12 protein-coding genes are annotated in these 24,448 nt (G+C 40.5%); 5 read left to right on the forward strand and 7 right to left on the reverse strand.

The window, feature by feature from the left end; translation table 11 throughout:
* Positions 1-310 precede the first annotated feature (310 nt).
* Complete coding sequence (locus ACX9YW_RS11235; protein WP_460346328.1) at positions 311-6,307, reverse strand: DUF4350 domain-containing protein; 5,997 nt, start codon at positions 6,305-6,307, stop codon at positions 311-313.
* A gap of 189 nt (positions 6,308-6,496) precedes the next feature.
* Here ACX9YW_RS11235 and ACX9YW_RS11240 point away from each other — a divergent pair, with 189 nt between their 5' ends.
* Complete coding sequence (locus ACX9YW_RS11240) at positions 6,497-7,687, forward strand: HupE/UreJ family protein (protein ID WP_460346330.1); 1,191 nt, start codon at positions 6,497-6,499, stop codon at positions 7,685-7,687.
* Positions 7,688-7,730: 43 nt separating this feature from the next.
* Here the strand turns inward: ACX9YW_RS11240 and ACX9YW_RS11245 are convergent, their stop codons facing one another.
* From ACX9YW_RS11245 to ACX9YW_RS11265, 5 genes are all read right to left on the reverse strand, one after another.
* Positions 7,731-9,809, reverse strand: a complete 2,079-nt coding sequence (locus ACX9YW_RS11245; RefSeq protein ID WP_460346332.1) for a bifunctional 2',3'-cyclic-nucleotide 2'-phosphodiesterase/3'-nucleotidase — start codon at positions 9,807-9,809, stop codon at positions 7,731-7,733.
* Between the two features lie 260 nt (positions 9,810-10,069).
* On the reverse strand, positions 10,070-11,236 hold the full coding sequence (locus ACX9YW_RS11250; protein WP_460346334.1) for a toxic anion resistance protein: 1,167 nt from the start codon (positions 11,234-11,236) through the stop codon (positions 10,070-10,072).
* A gap of 25 nt (positions 11,237-11,261) precedes the next feature.
* Complete coding sequence (locus ACX9YW_RS11255) at positions 11,262-11,873, reverse strand: 5-bromo-4-chloroindolyl phosphate hydrolysis family protein (protein WP_460346336.1); 612 nt, start codon at positions 11,871-11,873, stop codon at positions 11,262-11,264.
* A gap of 535 nt (positions 11,874-12,408) precedes the next feature.
* Positions 12,409-20,040, reverse strand: a complete 7,632-nt coding sequence (gene pulA, locus ACX9YW_RS11260) for a type I pullulanase (RefSeq protein ID WP_460346338.1) — start codon at positions 20,038-20,040, stop codon at positions 12,409-12,411.
* 345 nt (positions 20,041-20,385) lie between these two features.
* A complete protein-coding gene (locus ACX9YW_RS11265; protein WP_460346340.1) occupies positions 20,386-20,859 on the reverse strand; it encodes a VanZ family protein in 474 nt (157 codons plus the stop codon).
* 226 nt (positions 20,860-21,085) lie between these two features.
* On the opposite strand from ACX9YW_RS11265, the gene ACX9YW_RS11270 reads away from it, so the two are divergent.
* From ACX9YW_RS11270 to ACX9YW_RS11285, 4 genes are all read left to right on the forward strand, one after another.
* The gene (locus tag ACX9YW_RS11270; protein WP_460346342.1) at positions 21,086-21,385 is read left to right on the forward strand and encodes a DUF4359 domain-containing protein; all 300 of its coding nucleotides are present in this window, start codon (positions 21,086-21,088) and stop codon (positions 21,383-21,385) included.
* Positions 21,386-21,775: 390 nt separating this feature from the next.
* Complete coding sequence (locus tag ACX9YW_RS11275) at positions 21,776-21,994, forward strand: DUF1659 domain-containing protein (protein ID WP_460346344.1); 219 nt, start codon at positions 21,776-21,778, stop codon at positions 21,992-21,994.
* Positions 21,995-22,039: 45 nt separating this feature from the next.
* On the forward strand, positions 22,040-22,258 hold the full coding sequence (locus tag ACX9YW_RS11280) for a DUF2922 domain-containing protein (protein WP_460346346.1): 219 nt from the start codon (positions 22,040-22,042) through the stop codon (positions 22,256-22,258).
* Between the two features lie 72 nt (positions 22,259-22,330).
* Positions 22,331-22,474: a YvrJ family protein gene (locus ACX9YW_RS11285; protein WP_460346348.1), complete on the forward strand. Its 144-nt coding sequence runs from the start codon at positions 22,331-22,333 to the stop codon at positions 22,472-22,474.
* Positions 22,475-22,565: 91 nt separating this feature from the next.
* On the opposite strand, the gene ACX9YW_RS11290 is transcribed toward ACX9YW_RS11285, so the two are convergent.
* On the reverse strand, positions 22,566-24,332 hold the full coding sequence (locus ACX9YW_RS11290; RefSeq protein ID WP_460346350.1) for an S-layer homology domain-containing protein: 1,767 nt from the start codon (positions 24,330-24,332) through the stop codon (positions 22,566-22,568).
* Positions 24,333-24,448 lie beyond the last annotated feature (116 nt).

Below are 24,448 nucleotides of genomic sequence, written 5' to 3' on the forward strand. Positions count from 1 at the left end.
ATTATAGTCTTAGATTCTGTAACTCAATCATTTACACAAAATAAATTACACTCCCCCTTATTCGGACTCAGATCAGCTTTTTTGACCCCTTCCTGTCCGAATAGCCGCCCTATTCGGACTCAGATCGACTTTATTAACCCTTTCTTGTCCGAATACCACCCCTATCCGGAAACATATTGCCTTTTGTGGTAGTTTCCTGTCCGAATACTGTCTCTATTCTGGGTTTTATTTTCTGCCATGTTCGGGAATTGCATTCAATTTCATGAACGCAAAAAAACTAGATGGTGCCAGGCACCACCTAGTTTTTTGATTACAATTTTTCTGCTAATTCCAGTACTTTATAGAGCATTTTGACGATTTGGGCGCGTGTTGTTTTTCCTTTAGGATCGAAGCTGCCGTCTTCTTTACCGTTAATGATTCCTGCTTGAAGAAGGAATTCTACTTCATCTTTGGCATAGGAAGAAATTTTACCTGAATCTTTAAACGAGCTTACTTTCTTAGATGAATCTAAGTTTTTAGCTTCTAAAGCTAGGTAATCAAATGCACGCTTTATCATTAAGGCTGCTTGCTCACGTGTGATTGCTTCGTTCGGAGCAAATGTGTTGTTCGTTTTTCCTTTGATGATTCCCGCCTCGATTGCTGCCATAACAGCTTTAGCTTCCGCGTTATCTACAGAAACATCTTTGAAACGACCATCATACGCTTTGTTTGTCGTAATTCCCAAACCTCTTGTTAACATTAGAAGGAATTGCATGCGCGTGCCTGTTGCATTTGGTTTAAATGATCCATCTGAATAGCCCCGAATAATTCCTTTTTCAGCTAACACCTCGATTTGTGCTCGATTCCATACCTTGCCGATATCTACAAAATTCACTTGTGGATTTGGTGTTGGCGTCGGTACTGGTGTTGGCTCCGGAGTCGGTGTTGGTTCCGGCGTTGGTACTGGTGTCGGCTCCGGTGTCGGTGTCGGTGTTGGCTCCGGCGTTGGTGTCGGTGTCGGTGTTGGCTCCGGCGTTGGTGTCGGCTCCGGCTCCGGTGTTGGAGTCGGGTCAACCACTGGTGCAGCCGTTCCAATCAATTCCTTCGTATCTCTGACACGAATCCGTGTACCTTGTGCGAATTCACCTGATAAGCCTACCGCTTCCAACGTGTCGCCAGCTTTTAGTACTGGTACTGGACCGCTTTGGTTAATAATGTAACCGTCGGTAAAGACAAGGACTTCGCCCGATCCATCATTAATGAAATACGAGTTTTCATCGAATTTCGAAACTACCGTACCCTTCACTTTTACTAGCAATCCTTGGTTCGCTGCCGAAGTTGCCTCACCTGTTGGAACTTGCTTCGGTAGAATTGGCTCACCTTGACCAATTTTAATCACATCTTGCTCAAATTTAGCAAACTCAATTTCTTTATTATTATCAAAGGTAATGATATGGCCGTAGATACGTACCTTATCACCCGGTTTCAATGAACCTGCCGGCACTTCTTGGAAGGCCATGATTCCGCCTGTTTCGTCTTGGACATAGAAGGCATCAAAGAATACACCTGCTCCAGTCACAACTGTTCCTTCCACGACAACATGCGTGTCTTCAGCCAGCTCTCTAGCATCGCCAATTTTGGTTACTTTTGTATCGCGATGAGCAAGCCAGTTGATGGAATTAAGAATAAATTCGTCATTACCTTTTGGCTCGTATGATTCATCAATTTGCTTATCATTGAAAATGTTCATACCCGATACAATGACACGACCTTTTTCACCGATTTCTTCTGAAGCAATCAACGGAATCGCTGAACCGCCAGTTTCATCCGATACAGCATCGTAGGTGAAACCGCCTTTAATATTTCCTTGGTAGGTCGTTTCATTCCCTTTTGCGAGGATGACAACTTTACCCGTTTCCGTAAGTGCTGTGTTATTTGGACCTGCTAAGCTGGTTCCACTGTAGTAATCGATGAACGATACACGGTCGGTAATATAGTTAGAAACTAAACCTGGGCGAACACGGACAGCGAATGGGCTCACTTTCGGATCGCTCCAGAAGTTACCTGTCTTACTTAAGTCAAATACACCATCATTACCCATGCGAATCGTCGAACCGATATCAGCTAATAAGCTGTTATTGATCGTTGGATCGGCGCTGTTATTGCTCTTACCTGCTACTAAAATTGATCCGCCATTTTGGACAAATTTGGCTACCGCTGCTCTTTCTTCAGCCGTTAGCGCCATTTTCGGATGAGTAATGACAAGGACATTTACTCCCGTTAACACTGCATCGCTAAATAATTCTTTATTTTCTACGACTGTGTAGCCTTCTTTTTGAAGAAGTGTTGTAAATGCCTTAAGGTTATTGGCGTATGTTCCGCCATCAGTACTTGTATTTTCGTTGCTGTGCTTCGCATCAATCACAACTTTAATGCCGAGTGGCTCTTTAATTTTTACAGGTAAAATGAACTGGCCACTACCTAAGTCTAATCCATCTAGTGAGGTTACGACAGCAATAATTTGGTGATCGCCTTTGATTGGGCTATTCCAAGTAATCGTCGCTGTTCCTACCCCTTTAGATAAAATCGATGAAATGGTTTGGGTACCAATTAAATTAGCCTCTTTCACTTCATCATAATATAAATCTACTTTAATATTTTTTACTTCTTGTGTGCCGTTATTACTTACATTTGCTTTTAATGTTGCTGGGTTGCCATCGATGATGACATCGCCTACAACATCAATGCTGTTTACTTTCGCGTCAACCGCTTCTTCTTTTGACCAAATTGGTGATGAATAGATTCTCTCGCCGTCCATTTGTGTTACTTTTACAATAAACCATTGTTGCCCACCTGTTACGGTATATTCAGGGCTCCAAGTGAATTTATTATCCAGTGGTTTAATGCTGTCGACAACCACACCACCATTGGAGATTAGTTCAACTTTTTCAATGCGGTCATCAGATTTGTAGGATGTTGCTAAATATTCATATCCTGGCATTGTACGAGATTCGGCAACTAAGTCTTCACCTGAAATCGTGAATTTTAATGACTTGCTATCGACGGTCGATCCCATATAATACCCGTTTGCTAAAACATCTAACTTAAAGTTTGGATCCTCTTCCATATACACACGCATATTGCGCATTGAATGCAGTAATGATTCTTGGGAAAGATCATCGGCAACGATGACTGTTCGTGCATTTGTTTGTCCCCATGTTCCTTCATGATTATCTTCACCGTAGGTCGGTGCTACATGCCAGCCTAGGTCGAGAACGGAGAAGAACTTTTTCTCTGCATTCGCATAGCCATAGTGACCTGAACCATTTCCTACTTCTAGCATTGTGAATAGCTTGTCTACATCTTTGTTATAAGGCTTGAAGTTATTGAAGGAATCCTTAGACATATCAGGGTGGTTGAATTGGCCGACGATATCATCATAAGAAATGACCCATGCATAATATTTGTTTAAATCTTGATACATTTTGCCGTTGATATTTCGGTCAATAAAATTCTCTGAACCGAAAATGTTAGAGTGACCCCAAGTTGTTGACGTCATTTCGAACGCTGGGAAAACAACATAATCACCATTTTTGGTATATTGAGTCGCTAAATCCTTCGTTAATTGCCAGTCAGCTCCACCTTTACGCTCAGGTGTATTTCCGCGCTCAACTGTATCCTGGCCTAGTAGAGTCGGATCAATATCATGTGAGTGATCGGAGAAAGCAAACCAATCATAACCGTACTTTTTACCTGCCTTTAAAGCGGCTTCCGGTGCCCCTGCACCGTCATGAGAAATATTTGTATGGTTATGCGTTGTTCCACGGAAATGCTTACCACCTGTGAAACGTGGTACCGATTCAAAACTCCACTCATAGTTGGATTGATTTCCTTTACTATCCTTCGCTTCTACTTTAACCTTATGAATGCCTAGGGCAAGATCGGTTTCAGGTGTAAACTTCACTTGACTCTTACTTATCGTAGCCTTTGTTGCGTCAAGCGTTTTACCGTCAAACCAAACTTTGATGGAAGTTTCATCAATACCACTAGCATCTTCTAGTAAAATCGAGATTTCCGGTCTAGGATTCTCTATTTTCAGGCCGCCGATTGGTGTTTCACCAAAGAAACGTGGGCCTACCGTGTCTTCAATAACCGAAACGGTATATGGTGTTTCACTAGTTCCAGAAGTTTGAACCTTTTCACCAGCTTTAGCCACCACATAGTATTCAAAACCATTTTGTGGAACTTGCGCTGTTGCAAGAACAGCTGTATAACGACCTTCACTTGCTGGCGTTAATGGAAGAGCTGTAAATTCTGTTGTACCTGATGCACGGTAATAAACCGTTACCGATTCAGCACCGCTTGCATTCGTAACAAATTCTACGTTTGTGTCTTTGTAAATTTGTTGTAATGGATGATGGTCAATGCTTAGCATTGCAGAGATATCCTTCACATCGCGTGGAAAAACTTGATATCCGTTTACATGCGTAGCATTTGTCGTGTATTGTCCAACAATACCGGTAACAGAATAGCTCTTACCGATGACTAAATCCGTTTCCGGTTTGATTCCCGTTTTTTCCATTACTCTTAAGGTAGTTGCTTTGTTATTTTCATCAACCATCGTAACATTGTAGTTTGTACCAGTTGCTGATACGGCTGAAATTTTCCCGGTAACTTTAATAAGGCTACCTTCTAAAGGCTCTGCAACTGTAAAGGTATTTAAATCAAGAATCGTCATATCTTTTACTGTCGGAATGGCATTTCCTTCATTTACCTTAATAATGGCAGTTGGTTCAAACTCCGTCATGCCGTTGTAGACGATGACCTTACCTGTCACGCGAAGCTTGTCGCCACGTGCAACGGTTAGTCCTGAATCATAGTTTCCAAAAACGTTTATACCACCAGTTGCATCTTGGATGTAGAAATTGTTTTTCTGTGTGCCAAGAATGCCATTTTCAATGGTAACAATCCCTTCAACGGTAAAGAACTTATTAAGATTTGATAAGATCCCTTTTGAGTCCGTTACCTTCACTTCATTTAAGGGAACAATGGCATCTGTTGCTGTCTTTGTAATGGAAACAGGAATACTTTCTAACATAATCCCTTTTGTACTGCTTGATTGCTGTGTTACATAAATCATATCAGGTGCATTTTGAATCGTTGCTGTAAATTCACCTGTGCTGCTTGCTTTTAACCCTTGTGTCATTAATCGTTCTGATACAACTGCATTGGCATTTGGGTATATATTAATGAAGGAATTAGCTACAGCAGCACCTGTGCTACCTACTAATGTTCCAACACCATTACTTACTAAATAGCTTAATTTTGCTGTATTCACACTGGTACTTGGGATTGCCAAGTCGACTTGAATCGCGCTGCTTTCGTCCATTCCATCTTGTTTTGCAGCAAGATAAACAACGGTTAAAGCTTTATCGGTTGTAAAACTCATTTGGAATGAACCATCTGATCCAGCCGTTGCCGTAGCAATTTCTGTACCTTTTGCACTTGTTTCATAGACTTTCACTACAGAGCCAGCCGCAACTGATTCAAGCTGGCCTATTACTTGATAGGTAGTGCTACTTTTTGTAAATTGAATATTTAATCCGTCAGGTTGCAAACTAATACTTGGAACCATTGGGGCAACAGTTGGACTTGCTGAGCTTCTTGGTACGGGAGCTAAGTTAACGAAATCGTTCGCATTGTCGTCTGTATCCCAAGCATTCCCAGATTCAGCTGAAGGAAGTGTATTGGCATAAGGACGGCGTTGAGCACTCACCGCATTGTTTAGAATATCCGGAGTTGGACCAGAACCTTCATACCCCTTCGTACCTTTTCCATATCCTACGAAATCTACCACATTTTTGGGAGTATCGCTGGATAAAGCGTCTCTGTTATCAACAAGCGCTACCTTCCCTGCTGTTCCACCCATTGCTAAATCGCTTGGACTGCTTACATCCGCTGTTACTGGCAGCGGCTTATCCTTAACAGTCGTCCCTGCTGCACCTTGAATAAGAAAATATCCGTTGGCTTTAATGGTCCCTGATAAGGGAATAACCTTCCATGTAGCCGAGGTTGTCGCAGCATATTGAATGGACCAACCATCTAAGGAAACATCGGCATTTGTCGGATTGTATAATTCGACAAAATCATTCGTATAGACGGCATCCTTATTTCCGCCGGCACCATACACCTGGCTAATAACCAAATGAGTCGCCATTTCTGCATGAGATTTCCCCATGAAACTGCTCGGTAAAAACGAAGAAATCATCAATAATGCCGCCAAAAATGTGCTTGTCCAACGACGGTATTTCCGTTTATGATGCTTCATACACACCATCCTCTTTGTATTTTTCTTAGTTGAAATTGTGAAATGCTTTGAGGTTTTGTAAACCCTTCCAAGCATCCACAAAGATATTTTACTACTTTCTAAGAATTGTGACATTGATATAATTTTTCCAATTAGGACATACTATTTAAAAAATCTATTGGAACATTGAAAAGAGGGTATTTTTTTCTTATGATGACGAGAAATCGAAATAAATTAGCCTTAAAGATTTACTATATTATCATCATATTATCCCTTGTTTTCCCTGAGAAAATTTTTGCACATGCCTACAGTTCAAGTTTTACTGAAATTAAATTTATGAATGACATGACGGAATTAACTTTTTCGTTGGATACACTCTCGCTTCTTGAATTAATGGAGGATATGGATCAAAATCAGAATGGCATTTTAGAGGAAAGCGAATTACAGAAGAATGAACATCATGTCGAAGAATTGATTCATTCCTCTTTGGTGCTTGATAAAAATGGCCAGCAACAAGAAGGTAAATTAGCTGGGATGAAAATCGAGAAAAAAGAGCAAGGGGAATATGTGACCTTTGCCTATCGCTATCCTACTTTTTATCCTGGAGACACCATTTCGATTACTGATGGGTTATATGTTAATGATTCTGCTACCAATTATATTAATTTAATCTCAGCTGAAAACCGGGGGGAAACTGGCCAGGCTGTTTTACAAGGAGAGAATCGAACTTGGACAGTGCTTTTGACGGAAAACCAGGTGGAACAAGAGGTACCAGAAGAGGGGGCTGTCGAGCAACCGGAATCTGGGGGGCAAGCCGGTGTCCCAAATGAAGGTCCACATATGGTGACAAAGTCCAATTCTTCATGGGTTAGTTTTTTCAAATTGGGTATGCTTCATATTTTAACCGGGTATGATCATTTATTATTCCTTTTAGCGTTATTATTACGAAAACAGTCGTTTAAACAATACGCTGCGATTGTTACCTCGTTTACTATCGCACATAGTATTACGATTAGTCTTGCAGTACTCGGGGCTGTCAACCTCCCATCCCGTTTCGTGGAAGCAGCCATTGCTTTTAGTATTTGTTATGTTGCCGCTGAAAATTTGTTTCGTCATGAAATTCGCTATCGTTGGGGGTTAACGTTTTTGTTTGGGTTAATTCATGGGCTAGGTTTTGCCAATATACTGAAAGAAATGAATATTGGTAAGGGACAATTGGTTTCATCCCTACTCAGCTTTAATATTGGGATTGAGGTCGTTCAACTGATATTAGTTCTATTAGTCTTACCGCTGCTGAGCTACATGCATCGGCTCCCCTATTCTAAAAAAATCGTTCAAATTGGTTCGGTTATCATTATTGTGTTAGGCGGTTTCTGGTTTATGGAGAGAATTTTTTCCTAAAATAAGAGGATGATGCTTATCAGCTGCATCATCCTCTTTTTTATTACTTATTAATAAGTTGAAGGAACTTTGTAAGAACTTCGATTAATTTTTCTCTTAAAGTATCATTTGATGGCTTTGGAGTTACACCCGTTACATTAGCCTTCATATCAATTGAATACTTGGCAAATCCGCTTGAATCAAGGGCAACATACTTAAAGTTGTCTGTTGGTTGAACTAGCTTCTGCGCTTCTGGTGAAGATAGGAAGAAAACATTCACGTCAGCATCAATTGGCTTAAATGACCAGTTCATATCTGGAGTTGGATCAATTGTTTTCTTTTCAAGTACATAGTTCGCCACTACATCACGGCTTGAATCTGGCGATTTTACAATGATTTCTGAACCTTTAACGCCTGGGAAAGTACCAGATGCACGGTAATCATTGGTTGCGACAACAAATTTCTGAGCTGGGTCAATTGGTTTGCCATCGAACTGTAAGTCTACAATACGGCTAGAATCAGCGTTTAAAACTTTTCCGCTTGCATCGTATTTTGCTGGTTTTGTAACATCAACTCTGTATGTTACTCCATCAATAACGTCGAAGTTGTATGAACGGTAGTCGCCATTGATTAGGTTTTGTTCTTCTTTTACATCGGTTTTGATTTGGTTAAATTGGCCAGCTGACATTTCTAACCATTCTTTTAATTGAGCACCTGTTACAACAATCGCATGCAATGTATTGTTATCGTATAAATATAAGTCGGCAGCGTTCTTTAATTGTAATGTGCCTTTTGGAACATTTGTATAATAGTTAGGGTTGTCACGTGTTCCTGCTTTAAATGGTGCAGCAGCAGAAAGAACCGGTAATTTTTCATACGGAGTTCCTTGGATTGCCTTTTCTGTGTACCATTTTTGTGCAGCGTTTAACACCTGCATGGCTTCATTATCTTTTACTTGTGAGAAATAGCTGTTGATTGGTGCAGTTGTTGTTCCAAGAGCACCCTTCATGTACTCGATTGTAGCTGCGTGTTCGTGTTTAATAGCATCTACAACACCTTGATGTGTATCAACTGTAGATTTGTTAACAGAACCTTCTTTTACAAAAATAACACGAGTAGAGCTCTTTGTATCAGCAATTGTCCATTTACCATCTTTCTTCGATAGGGTTAGGTCGATAATACCTAAATTATCTCCCCACATACCAGCCTGTACAGTGGAAACTCCATTGATGGTTCCTTTTTCAACATTTACTCCTGGAGTATCTTTCCACTTTGCATTTGGGAAAGTCGCATGAGAATGTCCAAAAAGAATCGCATTAATGCCTTCTACCTTACTTAGGTTATAGACAGCGTTTTCTTCGTTTTTGCCGTTGGCATTTAAGTCAATACCCGAGTGCGGGATAGCAACGATAATATCGGCACCTTTTGCTTTCATTTCAGGAACAAATTTCTTCGCTGTGTCAACGATATCCTTCGCAATCACTTTTCCACCGATACGTGGTGCATCCCACTGGGTAATTTGTGGCGGAACAAATCCAATTACCCCAACTTTAATCACATGCTTTTGTCCATCTTCATCCGTTACTTCTTTATCAAGGATAATGTATGGTGTGTATAGGTTTTTGTCGTTTGCTTCATTTCCATCTTTATCATCAATATATACGTTAGCGTTTACATAAGGGAATGCAGCACCTTTTAACGTACGATCTAAAAACTCTAGACCATAGTTAAATTCATGGTTTCCAAGGTTACCAGCATCATAGCCTAATTGATTCATTGCCTTATAAACTGGGTGAACTTCACCTTTTTCTAGCTTGTTAACCTTTGCAATATAGTCACCAAGCGGGCTACCTTGAATTAAGTCTCCGTTGTCAAATAATAGACTATTTTTTGCTTCTTCTTTTGCCTTTTTAATTAATGTGGCCGTTTTGGCAAAACCAAAGTTAGCAACTTCTTGGTCTTGATAGTAGTCATAGTTCATCATGTTAGCGTGAAGGTCTGTTGTTTCTAAGATTCTTAGTTTAACAACATCATCACCCATTACTTCTGCGTATGTAATGGTTGGTGCAACTTGTGGAATCATTAATCCTAAAGCCAAAGCTGCACTAGCAATCACTTTACCTTTTTTCGTAATTGACTTCATTTTTATTCCTCCTTAGGGAAAATATTACGTTTCCATATTATCACAACAAATTTAAGTAATACAAATATAAACTAACAAAAAAAAGACAAATATCACAGCTTGCTAGAATTGTCAGAAAAATGATAGAATTCATAAAAAGGCAAACCCTTTACCGCTTTAAAGCATGTGGGGACAGTCCCCGAATGATTTAAAGCGGTAATGCGTTAAAGCGGTTTATAATGAAATAAAAGCGGTGGGGTTTTCCCCACCGCTTTTGGTTTTTATTTGTCTCCTTTGATTTCGAGGAGTTTGACGCGTAATTGGTTTTCCATTGTGGCAAGTTCGTGTTCGGCCAAGCGACGTTTGTTACGACCTTCTTCTTGAATGCGAAGTGTTTCTTCTAAAGTTGAGACTAGGCTTTCTTGGGTCTTCTTTAACGTTTCGATGTCTACTAGACCACGTTCATTTTCTCTGGCCGTTTCGATTGTGTTCGTTTTTAAGAGCTCAGCATTTTTTAATAATAGCTCATTGGTCGTTTTGGATACTTGTTTTTGTGCTTCAACTGCTGAACGTTGTCTTAACAGTGTTAAAGCGATCGCCACTTGGTTTTTCCATAACGGAATCGCCGTAACAAGTGAGGATTGAATTTTTTCAACGAGCACTTGGTTGGTGTTCTGGATTAAACGAATTTGTGGTGCACTTTGAATCGTGATCTCACGACTTAATTTTAGATCGTGAAGCCGTTTATCTAAACGGTCCGCAAATTGGATCATATCGTTCACTTCTTGGAACTTCATTTGGTCGTTCGTCGCAGCAGCTTCCTCTTTCATTTTAGGAATGATTTGATTATGCAACTCTTCTAATTTTAGTTCCCCTGCTGCAATATAAATGTTTAAAGCATGAAAATATTCTTTGTTTGTTTCATATAATTGCTCAAGCATCGTCACGTCAGACAGCAGTAAGTTTTTGCTCCGGTCAAGCTTTACACTAATGCGATCAATTTGCGCACCTGTTTTTTGGTATTTCGAAAGGACCTCTTGTACCGACCCTGAGATCTTACCAAATACCTTACCGATTAATCCTTGCTTACCGCCCTTTAGTTCGTCCGGATTTACTTCATTTAACTTCTTCATTAATTCGGCAATAATTTCGCCAACTTCCCCAACATCCTTCTTCTGAACATGGTCAAGCATCGAGTGGGAAAACGACAGTAGTTTCGATTGAGCTTGGGTGCCGTATAAAATCATCGCTTGATGGTTTTTCGGATCAATTTGTTGAGCCAACTGATAGGCTTTTTGACGATTTTCTTCAGGGATAACATCAACAAGTCTTACCGGCTTGTCATCCTGCCCAGGTACCGTAGTTGGAACCATTACTTCCTCGGTATCGCCAAATGGATTGGCTAAAATATCGTCAAGACTACTATTTTTCATTACATTTTCACTCATAAGATTACCCTCCTAATGATTGTGACTATTTTTTCAAATTGTGCTTGGCAACGTCTATTTCAAAATTAAGATGATCAATGTCATCTGATAAGACATAATATAAATCCTGTTCAATGAGTTCCGTCAGTTCATTAAGTGTTCTCCTAGTCTCTGATAAGGAGTATTCCAGTTCATTATTTTTTGTCGGACTTGTAGATAAAAACGCATATTTCTCTGTTAATTCGAGAACTGAATCTAGATGAGAAAAATAAAACCGTTCCGCCTTGTAAAACCGCTTTGGCTCGCGTTTTGTTAGTTTGTATATTTTATTTGTAATCCGGTATGCCTCAATTCGCTGTTTTAAGGAAGAAATATGCCTTAATGAAAAGGTTACTTTATTAAGGCGGTTGATTTTCTTTTTCGCCTCTTGAAGATTTTTCTTTATATAGCGATACTCTTTTCGCGTCAGTTGGTTTCTTTTTAGGAAACGAGTAGTAGAGATTGCTCCGGTTATTCCATATGCAAGTCCGCCACCTAAAGCAGCTGCTCCAATTGAATACCATCCTAAATGAAAGCCAAACAAACTTGTCAGCAGCACCGTTCCTGTAACGGGTATTGCAACAAAGGATTTAATGATAAATTGAACAAACGGGTTCATCGTGCATCGACTCCTATACAATATATAAATGAAATCGGGTTACTGCCCGTTAAATAGCGAGATTCTCTTTTATTCATACGAATAAAGTAGTAATAAGTTTCATCATAGGTCGTGGAAAAATGCATTTGGACACATTTTCCAAAACGTATCATCTTAATTTTCTAATTATCACCGCTAAAATGCAAGTTTAAAATTTAGAGTAGCCCTTATATTTAACAATAATGGATTAGTCCCTCCATTTCCATTGACCTGAGAATGTAAATATTTCTAGGTCTTGAGACTGAGATTGGTGGAGAGGGGATAGGGAAGATGTTATAACAGTCAACATTTCTGGGCATACTTGATGCTAACTAATAAGGAACGAGGGAAAAGTATGCATGAATCATATGAAACAGAAGGAAATATCTTCAAAGGATTGATTTGGGGCACCGTTTTTAGCATACCACTTTGGATATCTATTCTTGGGTGGGTAAAGTTAATTATTGGAATAATTTAGTGGATTGGTGACTGTCACCAATCCACTAAATTTTACCTTTTACATGAATTCAACAAATGATAAGAATTCAACGATGATTTTTGCAGCTTGGTCTCGTTTCGTTGCTGCATTTGGGTTGAAGGTTTGTTCCGGTGTCCCACTCATGATGCCGGCTTGGATGATCAACTCGATGTCTTTTGGACCCCATCCCTTTAATGAGTTGGCATCTTTAAAATGACTTACATCTTTTGTCTTATCTAACTTAGCATCGTCGTAGCCAACATATTTCATCGCTCTAGAAATGATAATGGCGGCTTGAGCACGACTGATTGGTGCATCCGGTGCAAAGCTTCCATCTTGTTTACCTTGGATGATACCAGCTTGGTAGGCTGCTAAAATTTCAGCTTCAAAGGCAGACCCAGATATATCTTTAAATGGCAGCTTTTCTGTTCTCTCTGTTATTAAACCTAAGCTCTTAACTATAATTGATACATATTCGCCGCGGGTCATAACGGATCCAGGTGAGAATAACTCTTTCGTTTTACCTGCAATGAGCCCTTTTGCGGCTAATGTTTCAATATAGTTTTTAGCCCAGCTCTTACTTGTAATATCACTGAATGTTTTACTACCTTCTACGACAACATAGATGCTGTTTGTCTTAGTCCTAATAATCGCTACTCCATCCTTAAATACGGTTGGAACTGGTACAAAACCATTTTCGGTTAACTTCATAACCACTGCCTTGGATGGATTAACCTTACCATTAAATAGAATCGTTCTTTCCACATAACCAGTGAAACGGTTTACAAACTCTGTTTTTCCGTTGTAACGAACACCAACTTGGAAATCAACCCGATCGGATAGCGGCTTAAATCCTTCAGCTACTAGTTTCTCAATCGACTGAGTTGAAGGTCTAATCGAAACAAAGAATTCAACAGCAGTTTGACCCGTTGTACCTAATGCCGATTTTAAAGCCTCTAGGTCAACTTCCTTAACTGAAAGAGTATAAGAACCTAGGCTATTTTCAACTTCAATTACAGCTTTGTTATTTTTAGCAAATAAAGCTGTTATTACATTTGCCGGCAAAACAAATTCGGTTGCAGTCTCCTCTTGGAAAACTACTTTATGAATGTCCTTAGCATCTTTAATCGCCTCTAATACAGCTGCTTCATTTACTGTTGCTTTACCATCCTTTACAGTAACTGCTTTACCGCTGACAATGATTATATTGTCTTTTACTTCCGGCTTCGCAGGAGCTGGTGTTGTTGGTTGAGACGGCCCTTCCGGCGGATTAGGTTCAACTGGCGGAACCGTTGTCACTTTTTCCACAAGAATGAAAGTACCACCTTTTGCTCGAGATGCAAGGTCTACAGTCACTCGCTTATCAGGGGTAACGGTGTAGGTTTTACCGCTATAAACATCTGTTAAAACTTTACCGTTTGGATAATCAACGTTAAAGGTTACCTTTTTCGCTTCGGCTGCTGTATTTAGACCAATGTAAGCTGCTTCACCTTTGTATTCCCGTTTAGTGACGACAAATTGTTCAGCGTTTCCTCCAGCGATTTTCGTGCGTGTACCTTTTGCGAATACTTTTGAAAAGCCTTCACGAATATTTAGTAGTTTTGTGTAGTGATCATGTAAGGCAACTGTTGTTGCATCCCCATTCGCCAATTTATCCCATGGCATATCACTTCGATTTTGACCGAATTTAGTTACCTTATCGCCATCGCGCTCCCAGCTGGATTTACCTGAGTTTCCAAGTTCTTCACCATAGTAAATAACTGGCTGGCCTTTTGCTGTGATTTGCAATGCTGCAGCAACCATTAGTTTGCCAACATCACCGCCAACATATTCGCTTAGGAATCCGTCTTGGTCATGGCTGCTCAGGAATTGACCAAGCATGCTTGTGTTATCCATTCTAGCATTTCTATCTTGTAAATATGCTTCAACGCTATCGATGTTTCCATTAACAAAGTCACGAGCTTTTTCTTTAAAATCAAAGTCTAAGAGTGAGTCCATTTGGCCCGTTTTTAAATAACCACCGTCATTGTTGATGCCTGCACCCCAATATTCTCCAATTAACTTGAAGTCTGGGTCAATGGTTGTTAATGCGTTCTTAAAGGCTTTCCAAGTGGTCTCTTCAACATGCTTGACTGTATCCACACGGAAGAAGTCAATCGTTTCACCTTTGTCCGTGCGCGCTTTTTCTAACCAAGCCGTTTGCCATTCAATGATTTTCGCACGAACAGCAGGGTCCTCTGTTTTAAAGTCTGGTAGACCATCTAATTCACCGCGAACAGTTGGGTCTTCCATTTCGGTACGAAGCATGCCGTCAAAAACAGCGCGTTCTTCATCCGTTGGCAGGTTCGACTCATTTTGCCAGCTAGGTAAAATTTGATTCATCCCATAACCAGCATGGTTGAGGACAACGTCAACCATAATTTTGATGCCTCTTGCGTGGGCTTTATCAATGAGCTCTTTAAAGGTTTCAATATCACCAAAATGTTCTTCTAATTTGGTAAAATCCTTCGCCCAGTAGCCATGATAGCCGTACTGTTTCGCTGCAAGACCTTCAGTTGTTTTAAAATCAACACCTTTGTTAAAGTCAATATTATCTACGATAGGTGAAATCCAAATAGTGTTGATACCAAGCTGATCTAAATAATCTAATTTTTCTATAATCCCGCGGAAGTCTCCACCGTGGTAAGCTTCCGGGTGAGTTGGGTCGTAACCGACTCCGTTATTTGTTTTATCACCGTCAAAGAAACGGTCAGTTAACATGAAGTAAATACGCGCTTCATCCCAATCAAAGTTAAGCTTGCCTTGGTATGTTTTTGCTGCAATTTCAATGGTAACGGTTTGCGTATGTTTATTACCAAATTCATCAATCACCGTTACAACTAACTCTTTCATACCTGCTGATACGGTATCTTTTGCCGAGATTGTCGCTTTTCCTAACGCTGGGTCAATCAGTAACTTGGCACTGCCACCGATGGATGTTAAATCAACGTACAGTTCCTTGAAAGCCACATTTTCTTGGGCTTTTGCTTCTACCGTTAAGACGGCATTTTCATCGTGATTGATTTTACCCGGAGCAATCGAAGCTGTTATATCGACCTTTGGCACCGTGTAGATAATCGTTGACTTACCGTCTACCGTATTTTTCGGATCGGTTACTTCTGTTGTTTGGCCGTCCTTAGTCACAAGGAAGCTATACTCATATGTGCCAGGCTCTAGGTTCGTTTTTGTAAACGTGAAGTATTCATTTTGTGGTTCGTAAATCATTGGATACTCTTGACCATCGATTTTCACCTTAACGGAATCAAGGGTATGCATTTGGTCAACCTGGTATAACACTTCATCACGGTAGAAGAAGCTTGCATTTCCGTCTGCTAAAACTGGCCCCTTCACCGTAGGAATAACCGTTTGACCAGGAACACCTGTCACGACCGTTACCTTTGTAACAATTTCTTCACGGTCGATTTTCACGTTATGATCATCGCTATCTGGAGAAATTTTTGCTGTATCCCAGTTAGTACCTTTACGGATGAGGAAACCAATGGACTCTGTCGTTGGTGCAATCGCAATATTCGCAATCGCTGTATCACCATTGAACTCCGTGAAATCAATTTGGTCGTTTTGAACACCGGTATTCCAAACCCACACGTTCCAGTCGGTAAAATTCTTATCCGGTCTAACGTATTTCAGGCGGACATATCGTTGAACATTTTGTTTTACCGTCACTACGTATGAAGCTTTTGCTGAGCCTGCCTCTGCTGTGATTGTAACCGTACCCGGCTTAATCCCCGTTACTTTTCCTGTTCCATCAACCATTGCCTTTGTTTGGTCAGAAGAGGTCCATGTTACCTTCGTGCCTAACATTTCTTGATCGAATTGGTCTTTTACCAGTGCGGTCAGCTGGGTTGAATACGTTTCATAAACCGTCTTGTCACCTTTTACTTCAATCGTTGTTGGCACCAGTTGGTCAACCGTAACATCGATGGTCTTTTTAATACTTCCGACCTTCGCTGTAATGGTAGCACTTCCGTTAGCGATCGCGGTTACTTTACCGTTTGATACGGTTGCAACAGAATCATCGGAGGATAACCATTCGATTGCTTGCCCTGCCATGATGCGACCTTTTTGGTCCTTTACGGTAGCCATAATCAATTTTGTTGAACCAGGATTGATGGCAAACTGCTCGATATTCGTTTCAATGGTTGTCACTACAGGTGTATATGCTGCTTCTGCTTCATCGTACAGAACCATCATCGATAGTGGCGCCACGGTTACTTTGTTACCTGTAATCGTACGAATGGTTTCAGTTCCAGCTGTTTTATCGTCAACCACTACCTTCCAGTCTTTGCTGGCTGATAAGGTAACTTCCTTTGCTGCATTATTTCCATTGTAGATGACCGTGATATTTTTCCAAGTATCGTTGTTGGCAAAATTCTTTAATTCAAAGGCGACGATATTGTCATTTGCTTTGACAACCTGCAAGTTTTGCTCAATGGCTTGCTTTGTGTTCATTTTGAAGGCTGGGTGAGCTTTTCTTAATTCGATTAAGCCTTGGTAGTAATCAAATACCGGCTTATATTGATCCTTTAATTCCCAACGGATTTGGTTGATGCTGTCAGGACTCTTGTAACTATTGTGGTTGCCGTACTTACTTCTTAAAAATTCTTCCCCTGCATGGATGAACGGAATGCCTTGTGAAGTAAGAACGATACCGTTAGCTAGCAAGCTGCGTTTTACATGCTCATTATCAAGCGGATTCTCTTCTGTGATAATCGCATGTGGATTTGTTGTAATATCAACACCTGCAACCTTCATGATTTTATCCCAGAGGTTTAAGTTATCATGTGCCGTTACATAGTTAATACTTTCGGATGGGCGGTTTGTGAAATCGGTAATCGCACCTTTAACACCAGTTAGGATGTCGTTTTCTTTACCCGATGAGCCAGTAGCAAATCCAGTGCTTGCATCATCACTGCCACCTTTAATCGCACCGCGAAGGTTATCGTTGAAAACGGCATAGCCTTGATCTTTCTGTGTCCCTTTAAAGTTTTGGAACGCAGGGTCTAGGCTTGTTGAACCACCAGTCCAAGGTTCTCCATAGATTAAGATTGTTGGATCGACTTGTTCCTTTAATTCCTTTGTTAATTCCTGCATCGTTTGTCGATCGATTAACCCCATTAGGTCAAAACGGAATCCGTCAACACCGTATTCAGTAGCCCAGTATTTAACGGAGTCTTTAATATACTTGCGAACCATCGGTCTTTCCGAAGCTACCTCGTTACCAGTCCCTGATCCGTTGGTGATCCTTCCTGCATCATCGGTACGGTAGAAATAGCCTGGAATAATTTTATCGAAAGGTGAGCCACCAGAAAGCTGAGTGCTTTCAGGAATATACGTATGGTTATAAACTACGTCCATGACGACACGGATACCGGCGTCATGCATCGCTTGAACCATTTCTTTAAATTCGGTTACCCTCGCATTTGGATTGTGCGGGTCGGTTGAGTAAGAACCTTCCGGAACGTTAAAGTGAATCGGGTCATATCCCCAGTTAAATTTTGGATCAGTTGAATGGGGATCATCAACCGTTAATTCATTAACAGAACCAAAGTCATAAACTGGTAAAAGATGAACATGGGTAATACCAAGCTCTTTTAGGGAATCCACTCCTGTTTTCACACCATTCGGTCCAGTTGTATTTTTTTCCGTAAACGCTTTGTACTTCCCTTTGTTGACTAGACCTGAGTTTTCTGCAATCGAGAAATCTCTCACATGTAATTCGTAAAGAATGGCGTCAGTTGGTGAAACCAACGTTGGCTTTGCTGTTGGATTAAAGTTAACCGGGTCTGTGCTGTTTAAGTCAATAATGGCACTTCTTTGCCCATTTGGAGAGGTTGAACGAGCATATGGGTCAACCGCATAGTTCGTTGTACCGTCAGCAAATGACACCTTATAGAGGTAAAATTTATTTTTTAAATTGTCTTGTACGGATAGCGACCAAATGCCGTTGTCAGAACGGGTCATCGGTGCCTCCATTCCGCCGCTATTATCACGGACGAATGGTCCTTCGTAAGTTCCTTCGTTTTCATAGATGGATAGACTTACTTCCGTAGCTGTTGGTGCCCAAAGCTTAAATGTCGTTTGCGCCGGTGAGTAGGTGTAACCCAAATCGGTTCCATCATAGTAGAAGGAATCGTCATTTAAGACATTTCTCATGGTCACGATTTTACTAGCAAAACCTGTTGCTTGAACCTCATAAAGCTTGCGAACGTCGATTTGTGTAGGGTCTTGGATGGATAGCTTTACTTTATTGCTTGCTAGTTTCGTAGTCGTTGTCGCCATTTCTTGATGCGTTTGAACATCGATTAATTTGAATATCACACCATCGCTCAACTCTTGGTTTACTCTCACATTGATATCTGTCTTTGAATCCATTAAGGCAGCTTGGATGGATGGTGAAATATCAGGTTTTGACTTGTAAACCTCCTGGACATCTTGAACAATCCACACTTCAATGGAGTTTCCTTCTGTGATGGTAATTTTTCGATTCATTTCTTGGGTAGACCAATTTCCTGGCCTTGTAATTAGGTTAATTTCATTTGATGCGAACTGTAAGGTTGCTTTTGCATAACCGTCTTCAGTTGTTTCAGTAAACGGATACGCGGCTCCCTCCTTGTCTTTTTCCCATATCCACATATCCCAGTTTGCTTGTTTACCATCTAAACGATAGTAGTTAATCGTGTAAGTAAACAGACTATTGAGGATGTTGATTGATTTTTCAGCCGATTTGCCATCATGAGTAGCAATGACCGTAACGGTGTCATCTGTTTGTACCTGATACGATGGGGCAATCGTTAATTGATTGTTATGAAGGGTGATTCCTTCCCTCGCATCCTTCAGGCTCCATACTGGAGAGATGGCTGTTTGCTCCCCATCGATGTTCATTAAGTTTGCCGTTAGGGTAATAGAGTTTCCTTTTTCCACATCGTTTGGTGCTATGACGATAATACCAGGTACATATAGTGCTGAGTTTCCATCTTCTTGCTTCGGATTCCCCGGGTCGGTAATCCAGCCGTTATCGCCGACGATGAATTTGTACTGGTATCTTCCAGGAGCTAACGGAAGGCTGAGCTGCCAAATTCCTTTGTCGTTTTTCACCATTTCAACTGCTTGATCAGCCCAACTTGTAAAGGTACCAGCAACACGAACGCGATCAGCCTTACCCCCGTATTGGAAGGTTACTGTGTTTGTTGCCTTATCGATAATAGGGCTTTCTGCAATGGGGTTTGGTTCCCCAATATGAAACGTGGAGTTTCCGCCAACTTGAGGATACGGATTTAGCGGGTCGGTAATATTTTCGTTCCAATTCCGGTTGTTTAAGAGAAACTTATATTGATGTTCCCCTTCAGCTAAATGGGTAAGTGTCGCAGTGAATACCCCGTTATTTAGAATCATTTCGGTCGCTTCATCTGGGCTCCAACCGTTAAATGATCCAACCACAAATACTTTTGATTCGCCCTTACTAACGTAATTAAATGTTACGCTATCTTGGTTGATAATCGGGCTTCGCACGGTGTCTTCTGCGTTTGCGATTGGCGTTATTCCTGAGAACAGTTGCATAACTAGCGCGAAGATTAAGATAATAGAAAACGCTCTCATTTTTGATTTCTTCAAAGGTTCACTCCTCCTTCTTTCTTGGTCTTATATGTGCAAACGGTTGCAACGTTTGGTAAAAAAATTTGATTTCACTGTTGAGGGGGTATAACAACAGTGTACCTTTATTATGCAACCGTTTTCACAAAAACTACTAATCTAAAGATATCATTTTAAAAATTGAATATCAATATAGAAAATTGCGATGACTTTGTGGCTAAATTGTGAAAAAGTTCGATAATTGCATGCTTTGGTTCGATATCTTCATAATTTGGTTCGATATCTATTAAAAAAGGTTCGATTTCTCCATGAATTGGTTCGATTTACGCAAAAAACACCAGCAATCGTTAAGAAGCTTTAGCCCATTTACGATTGATGATGTTTTTTTGTCATTTTGTAAAATATAAAGAGAGCGATGCTAGCTCCTAAGGTATCGAAGAGGACGTCTTTGAAGGCAGGGGTTCTATCGGGGACAAGGGATTGATGCCACTCATCGAAGCAGGCGTATAGGAAGGTTAACCCTAATGCCCATACATAGCTATATTGACGAGGCTGGAAACACTGGTAAATAAATAGGCCCAAGATACCAAAGACGAGGATATGGGCACTTTTTCGAAAAAACATATTGAGATGTTTGACTAGTTCCTGCCTCTCCGGCTGCATAACTATAGGTAGTTCCGTTTCCGGTTTCGTCATTTTCCTTTGAATATTTTCAGTTGTTTCAATTGTTTTTCGAATCGCCGTTGAGGTACTTTCTCCAGTAAAATATTGATGTTCCGTCATAAAGTAAATTATCATGATCCAAAGTACCGTTAGGCATACCCACCACTTTTTCTTCATCTAGTAAAAATCTCCTTTTTCAATCTGCTAACGTTATACTTTTTTAGTTCAATATACCTAATACTAATATATTTTAAATAGATATAAATATCCATGAAAACATATTCTAGTTCACAACAACATAAACATACTTATAGCATTAATAGAATCATTTAAGAATAAATTTTGGTTAACAACTAATCTATCTTAAGTTATTAAATAAATTTTTAATAAGGGTGATTATCTGATGAGCCGTTTAGTTTTTTTCATTTGTTTGGTTTTTTTAGTCTTTTGTTTAACAGAAACAAACCCTACCCGTAGTGAATATGTAAACTGGTTAAATGAAAGGGCACTGAACGAGAGCAGTAATTTTCTGGAAAAGGGTGTTATTTCTTTAGTTGGGGAAACCTATTTTGATGCCACTACTTCTCGGCGGGATTTTTATCTGTTCTCTATTTATACAACTGATTTTAGTGGAATTGGTAAAGAAAAAATGCAATCCCTTGGGATCTTTAATCAATTTATCCCGCTATCCCAATCAAAATAAAAAAACTTAAGGGGATGATCCTTAAGTTTTTTTATTTTGCTATTTTTCGCAACCTTACTGCGAAAAAAGCTTTAATGGCGTCCATTTTAGGGAGGATGTATGCCATTAGGAGGATTACGGCGGCTAATATAAAGTATGTCCAAAATGCTTGTCTGCTTGGGTAGAAGTACAAGTTTTTAAAATTTTTGTGGCTATGTTAAAGGACAATATTTAATTATCATCTGTTGATTGGAGCGAAGCGACGAGGAGGCTCACCGGATGCCCCGTGGAAAGCAAGTGCCCGCAGCGGAAATCAACAGTCAAATGTAACATAGCCAATTTTTTAAAAATGACCCTGTCCGTTTTACCTTGCTCGTTTGTATATATAAGACGAAGGGAGGTGAAGAGAACATGGCACAAAGTGCAGTAGTAGATTCCAATTTACGTTTGGTGTACGAAGTTGGTGTTAATGAAAAAGGAGAACCGGTTTACAAAGGAAAAATGTATAGCAACCTAAAGAGCGATGCTGCCGTTGACAATGTCTACCAAGCGGTACAAGCCATCGCATCATTATGCAGCTTTCCCCTTTACAACGTAGAACGTACCGACAAGCTGGATATCATCGCTTAATCACCATTTCAAGGTGAAAATTCAAAGTAAAGGAGGTGATTTGATATGGCAAGAACGTTAGAGCTTCAGTTTGGCACGTTAACGGGAGGTTCAACTCGCATTACCATCGAATCCCCAATTGAACCAGTTGAGCCGGCTAAGGTGAAGGCAGCAATGAACAGCATTATTGCTGCAGATATTTTTACTTCTCCTTCTGGAAACCTTGTTTCCATCAAGGGTGCCCGTTTAGTTGAGCGAAATGTTACGGATTATGAAATTCTCTAAGCTTGGTAGGGACCGGGTTCCGTTCATGGATCCGGTCCTTTTTAAGGCTATTTTCGAAAGGAGGTCATTTTCGTGGAACAACTTGTCCCCTTGATTAGCGAGGTCGGATTTCCGATTGTTGTCACCCTATACTTGCTTTACCGTATTGAATCGAAGCTTGATTTGGTAGTACAATCCATCCAAAGCCTGCCGGAGCGATTAAAGGAGAAAGTATAAGCACAAAAAGAGCTATTTCCATTTGGGAAATAGCTCTTTTTAAACCTCATATGATTTGAGTGGACTTTGCCTAAGAAGTCCCTAGGTGTAGCTATTTTAAACTTTCAAGCATTCTAACAGCGATCACAGCAGCCATTTCACGAGTGACGTTTTGTTTTGGACGGAAGAATCCTTTGTCACCGTTGATAACACCTTTTTCTTGTAAAATTTTAATAAAAGGTAAAGCTTCTGTGCTAATCTTGGCTTCGTCATGGAAAGCCGCTCCAGTAGCACTCCCTGCTTGTAGCTTATAAGCACGGCCAAGCATAAGCGCCATCTGTTCTCTTGTAATAAATGCTCCAGGCTTAAAGCTATCTGGTGTAGCGCCCTTTACAATTCCTAGCTCAACGGCTTTCGCAATATAGCCAAAGGCCCAATGATCTTCGGTAACATCCTTGAATTGGGAAGTTTTACTTGAGGCTGCCGGTTTTTCACCAAGCATTTCCAAAATGATTTTCGTAAATTGTGCTCTGGTCATCGCTTGCGCTGGGGCAAATTCCGGCGCACTGTTAACTCCTGACATTAAGCCCAACTCTTGTGCTTTATAAACGCTCTCATTCGCATACGCAGAAATTTTAAAATCATCGACATAAACTTGCTTTACATATAAATTAGAAACGATGGTAAAGGTGCTAAAGCGGTCTACCCAGAGCGTGATGGTAACTGGTTTGCCGTCTTTGTCCTTCTGGATTTCTCCTTTTACAAACTCCACTGTGCCGTCGCTATGCTGGATGAACACGCCTAGCGAAGATACATCTTTTCCATTTGAATCTAGCGGTAGAGTAACCTTTGTACGACCGCTAAAGTTTGTCTTAATTTCGGTTGATTGGCCTGCCACTTGACCATGGCGGACATTTTCAGTGATTAGTTTTTTCGTCATTTCAAGTTTAGTAGAATCAGATTGTAAAAATAGGTCTACCTTTACATCACTTTTGAGTGATTTAAGAATATCAACCGTTAGTTCCATTTGCCCCTTTACACTGTTAATGATGAGGTAGAGGTTTTGCGCTACGAGTTGGGAAATGGTATCCCCTGACATCGTAAAGCTAATCGTGTCGGCTTCTTTTCCTGAACCGTTTACTCTGATTTCAACTGCCTTCGATTTACTTTTAACGGCTTGCTCGATCGTTTTCTTGGCATTTTCACCATTAAAACTGATCGTTTCTTGGGTCTTTCCATCCGGCGTAGCTGACTGTTTTCGTTCAACCATCGCTGGCATGATCGGTACTTCTTGTACAGGCGGGGCTATAACCGTTCCTGGATCGATAGGCGGTGGCGGAGGTGGTGTTGTTCCACCGATATCAATTCGTGCGTTCCCCTTGCCGTGAGCAACATTAACGCCAGGCTTCGAGATTTGCACAAATAATGACTTGGTAATCGAAACATCTGTTAGACCATTTTTCTTTGCCTTCAGCTTAAAGGTAAACAGCGTGCCATCGCCGGAAAAATAAGCGGTGTTTTCATTTTTATAAATACTTAACCCAAAATGAACTGTACCGTTTCCGACCGTATTAACCGGCATTTCATAGGAGCCGGATTTCAGTGACTTTATGTATTCACCTAATTCATTCTTGTCGGTGACAGTGTCCCAAGCTGATGAATCAAAATCGAGTTTCACTTCGAAGGATGAGAGATTGTTAGATGGGGCAACGAAGTTTTTAAGATTAACAGAGAAAGTGACTTCTTCCCCCATCGCTGGAGTCGCTTTACTTCCAACCACCTGAACCATAGGGGCCTCCGCGGCAAAGGCTTGAACCGGCACAACCGCAAACAACAACACAGTAGCAAGCAACAAATACATATATCGATAAATTTTCATTTTTTCCTCCGTTTTCATACGAGTTTACCATAACGGTGACAGGCACCATCATCCTAGTTTTTGGTAGTTCGTGACTGGTGAACTCGGGGGAGAGGTTGTCACCAGTCACGTCTTAC

The sequence above is a fragment of the Pseudoneobacillus rhizolycopersici genome, assembly GCF_054786815.1.

Coding starts and splice junctions, on each gene's coding strand:
- ACX9YW_RS11265 (WP_460346340.1), bottom strand. CDS start 20,859: ATGAAGAAAAAGTGGTGGGTATGCCTAACGGTACTTTGGATCATGATA.
- ACX9YW_RS11250 (WP_460346334.1), bottom strand. CDS start 11,236: ATGAGTGAAAATGTAATGAAAAATAGTAGTCTTGACGATATTTTAGCC.
- ACX9YW_RS11270 (WP_460346342.1), top strand. CDS start 21,086: ATGAGCCGTTTAGTTTTTTTCATTTGTTTGGTTTTTTTAGTCTTTTGT.
- ACX9YW_RS11275 (WP_460346344.1), top strand. CDS start 21,776: ATGGCACAAAGTGCAGTAGTAGATTCCAATTTACGTTTGGTGTACGAA.
- ACX9YW_RS11235 (WP_460346328.1), bottom strand. CDS start 6,307: ATGAAGCATCATAAACGGAAATACCGTCGTTGGACAAGCACATTTTTG.
- ACX9YW_RS11240 (WP_460346330.1), top strand. CDS start 6,497: ATGATGACGAGAAATCGAAATAAATTAGCCTTAAAGATTTACTATATT.
- ACX9YW_RS11255 (WP_460346336.1), bottom strand. CDS start 11,873: ATGAACCCGTTTGTTCAATTTATCATTAAATCCTTTGTTGCAATACCC.
- ACX9YW_RS11245 (WP_460346332.1), bottom strand. CDS start 9,809: ATGAAGTCAATTACGAAAAAAGGTAAAGTGATTGCTAGTGCAGCTTTG.
- ACX9YW_RS11280 (WP_460346346.1), top strand. CDS start 22,040: ATGGCAAGAACGTTAGAGCTTCAGTTTGGCACGTTAACGGGAGGTTCA.
- ACX9YW_RS11290 (WP_460346350.1), bottom strand. CDS start 24,332: ATGAAAATTTATCGATATATGTATTTGTTGCTTGCTACTGTGTTGTTG.